Raw genomic sequence first — 4430 nt, 5'->3', positions numbered from 1 at the left:
TTGCGGCCATGCAGATCAACCGCGCCGGGGGCTTCTGGGCCGCGAGACTAGCGGTAGTCGGCGCCGAACAGCGGCAGTGTCCCAGGTGGTGGTGGAGGAGGCCGCGCGCGGAGCCTTCGGCGTAGCGCAGCGCGCGGCCGTGGGTGACGCTGGCGGTCATCGCCGATCTTCGGAGAAGGTTTGGGTTACGAGATCTGGAACCGACAACGGAGACGACGACGACCGATGACCGATGACCGATGACCGATGACAGAATGGCGCTGATCGAACTGGTTGAGAAGCAGGCCGATGGCGACCTCGTGCGCGAGATGCTGGCCTTCGCGGCCGAGCGGATCATGGAGGCCGAGATCGAGGGCCGGACGGGCGCGGCCAAGGGTGCGCGGACGCCGATGCGGGAGGTTCAGCGCAACGGATATCGCGACCGGGATTGGGATACCCGCGCGGGTCGGATAGCGCTGGAGATCCCAAAGCTGCGCAAGGGCAGCTACTTCCCAAGCTTCCTTGAGCCACGAAGGACCGCCGAGAAGGCCCTCGTGGCCGTGATCCAGGAAGCCTACGTCCACGGCGTCTCGACACGGTCAGTCGATGACTTGGTCAAGGCGATGGGCGCGGGCGGCATGTCCAAGAGCCAGGTCAGCCGTCTTTGCGCCGAGATCGACGAGCGGGTGAATGCCTTCCTGACCCGGCCGCTGGAGGGTGCATGGCCCTATCTCTGGCTCGACGCCACCTACGTGAAGGTGCGCGAGGGCGGGCGCATCGTCAGCCGTGCCGTGATAATCGCTGTGGCGGTCAACCAGGACGGCAAGCGCGAGGTGCTGGGCGTCGCCACCGGTCCATCTGAGGCGTTCGGGCGATGGCCCTCACCCTTCTGGACGGACTTCCTGCGGTAGCTGGCCGATCGCGGCCTGCGCGGCGTGAAGCTGGTGATCGCTGATGACCACAAGGGGCTGCGGGCCGCGGCGCGCCGCGTCTTCAACGCTATGCATCAACGTTGCCGCATTCACTGGATGAGGAACGCGCTGGCTCATGCCCCGGCCAAGCAGCGCACCGCGGTCGCGGCGATGCTGAAGACGATCTTCGCGCAGGAGACCAAGGCCGAGGCGGAGGCCCAGTGGCAGATCGTGGCCGATGCCCTGCGCGAGAAGCAGCCCAAGCTCGGGGCCCTGATGGACAGCTCCCGCGACGATGTCCTAGCCTATATGACCTTTCCCCGCGAGCACTGGACCCAGATCGCCTCGACAAACCCGCTGGAGAGGGTGAACCGTGAAGTGAAGCGCCGGTCGGACGTCATCGGCATCTTCCCCAACGACAAGGCCATCATCCGTCTCGTCGGCGCGTTCGCCATTATGCTCGAACCAATGGCGCACAATGGCTCACTGCTCGAGACCAACGACGAATGGGCGGTCGCAAGGCGATACATGTCGCTTCCGTCATGGGGCCGCGGTCGTCAATCAAAAATGCCCGCCCCGATCCACCCGCGGAACCTGTGGCGGCTCGCAGAACGTCAGGCGCGGGCGCTGCGGAGACCGCAGACATCGGAGCAGCGCCCGCGCCGGGATGCCTGCTCATGCCGGTCGTCACCCGGTGCTGCGATTGTGCCGCTGGCTCATGTCCGCACCGGTGTCATGCTTCCGTCCGTGGTCGGCGCGCCGCCGCCTACATGATGTCGGTGAGATCGGTTCCTGAGCGCCCATCTTTAAAACGCGCTCGAACGGATGTCCGGCGACAGCGACATATCCGGCGTTCTCAGGAACCGCGTCCCGGTAGGGACGTCGTCAGGGCGCGATCGCTGCACCGTCAGAAAGAACCTCCTTGCCCGCTCATTGATCCCTCAGCCCTTTACCCTCAGCCTGCGGCAGCTTCCCCATCCCGGGTCATGCGGAAATCCGTTCCGTCCATCCACATGCGGTGGAGCACCACGCCAATGCGCCGCGCGAGAGCGACCGTGGCGCGCTTTTGCCCGCGACGCCGGGCCACCTGCAGGCTCCAGGCTTTCAGCCAGCAGGGTTTCGCCCGATACATCATCACCGTCGCGGCATTGAAGAGGACCGTCCGCAGCGTGGCATCGCCTGCCTTGGTGATGTGGCCCACAACGTCGCGCTCCCCGGATTGGTCCCGCCGCGGGGTCAGTCCGACCCACGGCCCGACATCGCGCGATGATCGGAAGCGCGCCGGATCATCGATGGCCGCCCGCACGGTCAGCGCGACCAACGCCCCGACACCGGGCATGGTCATCATCCGTCGGCAGACCTCGTCCTGCCGTGCGAGATCACGCAGTCGGTGTTCAAGGGCGGCCAGATCCCGTCGCAGCGCCGCGCGTGCGCTCAGGATCGCCGTGGCCGCGGCCTCCAGCATGTCATTGCCCTCGACCAGTTCGCGAACCCGCGCCTCGTATTGGCCCCGGCCCACCGGACCCAGCTTCAGGCCGAAGTTGCGGAGCACGCCACGAAGCGACTGCTCGATATCCAGCAGCGCCTTCTGCACCGACCTGCGAGCGCCGAGCAGGGCACGAAGTTCCTGCGCCGAGACCGACTTGCAGTGAACGGGCCGGAACCAGCCCATGCGGAGCAGCTGCGCGATGCCTTCCGCATCGCGGCGATCAGTCTTGACAGGCATCGCCTTCAGGACCGCCTTGACCTGCCGCGTCTCCATCAGGACCGGGTCGAACCCCGCGGCGGCGAGACCATGGTGCAGCCATTGCGACAGCGGGCCGGCCTCAAGGCCGATTGCCGCGATGGACCACGGCAGGCCGCCCAAGAACGCGACAAAGGCCTCCGGCTCGCTGGCCACCTGCGCCCGCTTCAGGATCTGTCCATGTTCGTCGAGGATGCAGAACGCCGAACTTGCCAGCGATACGTCGATGCCGATGAATGCTTACATGTCGTCTTCCTCCCTTGTTGCACAGGGTGACGACCTTTCCCGTCCAGGCCGCCCCATGACGACATCTTGAAACCCTCGCGCGCGTGACCGACAATCCAACTGTCAGGCTGCCCGCAGTGGCCGCCTGATCAAGCCCTCACCACTCCGAGGGTCGGCGCTCCTACACCACTTAGCGTAATCGTCACGCCCCATCCGCGCTTTCGTCGATGCAGGATGGTGTCAGTCGCTCCGGCCCTTTGCCGGGGCCTGAGCAAGGAGGATGCGATGGGAATGTTTGCAGCTCTGGATGTATCGCAAGAGGAGACGGCGATCTGCGTGGTGCGCCAGGATGGCTCGCAGGTGGCTGAGGCGAAGGTGCCGACCTGCCCGGACGCCATTGCCGACTGGCTTACGGCACGAACCGAAGACCTCGAACGGGTCGGGATGGAGACCGGCCCGCTGGCCGTCTGGCTCTGGAACGCGCTGACGGAGCGGCAGGTACCGATAGTCTGCATGGATGCCCGCCACGCAAGCGGCGTTCTGAAGATGATGCCGAACAAGACCGACCGGCATGACGCCCGCGGCCTCGCGCAGATCGTCCGCACCGGTTGGTTCAAGGCCGCGCAGATCAAGAGCCACGACGCCTATGTCAACCGGGCCATGCTGACGGCGCGTGAGGCTCTGGTCGGCATGCGCGTCCGGCTCGAGAACGAGATCCGGGGGCTGCTGAAAACCTTCGGCGTCATGTTCGGAAAGCGGGTCGGCGGCTTCAAGCGCCGGGCCGAGGAGATCATCGAAGACGAACTGGCGGTCGCCCCGGAACTCGTGCCGATCTTCGAGGCCCTGGTGCAGGCGCGCCGCGACATCCTCGCCCGCATCGCTGCGCTCGACGGCAGGATCCGCGCAGTTGCCAAGCGGCATGCAACGGTCCGCCTGCTGATGACCGCGCCAGGCGTCGGGCCGATTACCGCCATGGCGGTGGTTGCTGCCTTCGATGACGCGTCTCGTTTCCGACGTTCGTCCAGCGCGGGCGCCTATCTCGGGCTCACACCGCGACGCTACGAGTCCGGAGAGATCAGCCGGAACGGGCGGGTGTCCAGACGGGGAGACGGCTTCACCAGGAAGTGCCTGTTCGAAGCGGCGAATGCCATCTTCTGCCGAAACCTCGGCTGTCCCCGCCTGCGGGACTGGGCCAAGGCGATTGCCGAGAGAACCGGGCCGCGCAAGGCCAAGGTTGCGCTGGCCCAGAAGCTGGTGGTCACCCTGCACGCCATGTGGCGCACCAACACGCCCTTCCGGGAGGTCGTGATGGCGTAGTAGACGAACCATAAAAAGACGCTGACCTTCAGCGCGACGGAATGCGTCCAGCCGGGACGCGCGGCGAGGGTGAGATCGCTCCCACGGCTGCGGCAACGACCGCGCACACCACTTCGATCCACCCGACCCTGAACGCCAACATGCGGCCCCTCGCGGCGACCGCGGAGAGAACCTCAGAGCCCGGCACGCAGAACGAACCGCAGCAAGATCAGCCCTTGACCAAGTCGATTAGAGAACGCCGTGGGACACTATCC

At 66.1% G+C, this 4430-nt stretch carries 2 protein-coding genes and 1 pseudogene; 2 read left to right on the top strand and 1 reads right to left on the bottom strand.

What is annotated here, in order from left to right:
* Positions 1–239 precede the first annotated feature (239 nt).
* Positions 240–1433 (top strand): annotated as a pseudogene (locus C5F48_RS22035) (IS256 family transposase); the annotation flags it as partial.
* Positions 1434–1845: 412 nt separating this feature from the next.
* Here the strand turns inward: C5F48_RS22035 and C5F48_RS22030 are convergent.
* The gene (locus C5F48_RS22030; RefSeq protein ID WP_107665889.1) at positions 1846–2868 is read right to left on the bottom strand and encodes an IS110 family RNA-guided transposase; all 1023 of its coding nucleotides are present in this window, start codon (positions 2866–2868) and stop codon (positions 1846–1848) included.
* Between the two features lie 282 nt (positions 2869–3150).
* Between C5F48_RS22030 and C5F48_RS22025 the strand changes: the two genes are divergently transcribed.
* Positions 3151–4176 (top strand): IS110 family RNA-guided transposase, encoded by a 1026-nt coding sequence (locus C5F48_RS22025; RefSeq protein ID WP_245941516.1) that lies wholly within the window; start codon positions 3151–3153, stop codon positions 4174–4176.
* The last annotated feature ends 254 nt before the right edge of the window (positions 4177–4430 follow it).

Source organism: Cereibacter changlensis JA139 (assembly GCF_003034985.1).
Lineage (GTDB): Bacteria > Pseudomonadota > Alphaproteobacteria > Rhodobacterales > Rhodobacteraceae > Cereibacter > Cereibacter changlensis.
This window is presented reverse-complemented; position numbering and strand designations above follow the sequence as displayed.

Excerpts from the sequence above, each read along its gene's own strand:
- C5F48_RS22025 (WP_245941516.1), top strand. The coding sequence starts at position 3,151 with ATGTTTGCAGCTCTGGATGTATCGCAAGAGGAGACGGCGATCTGCGTG.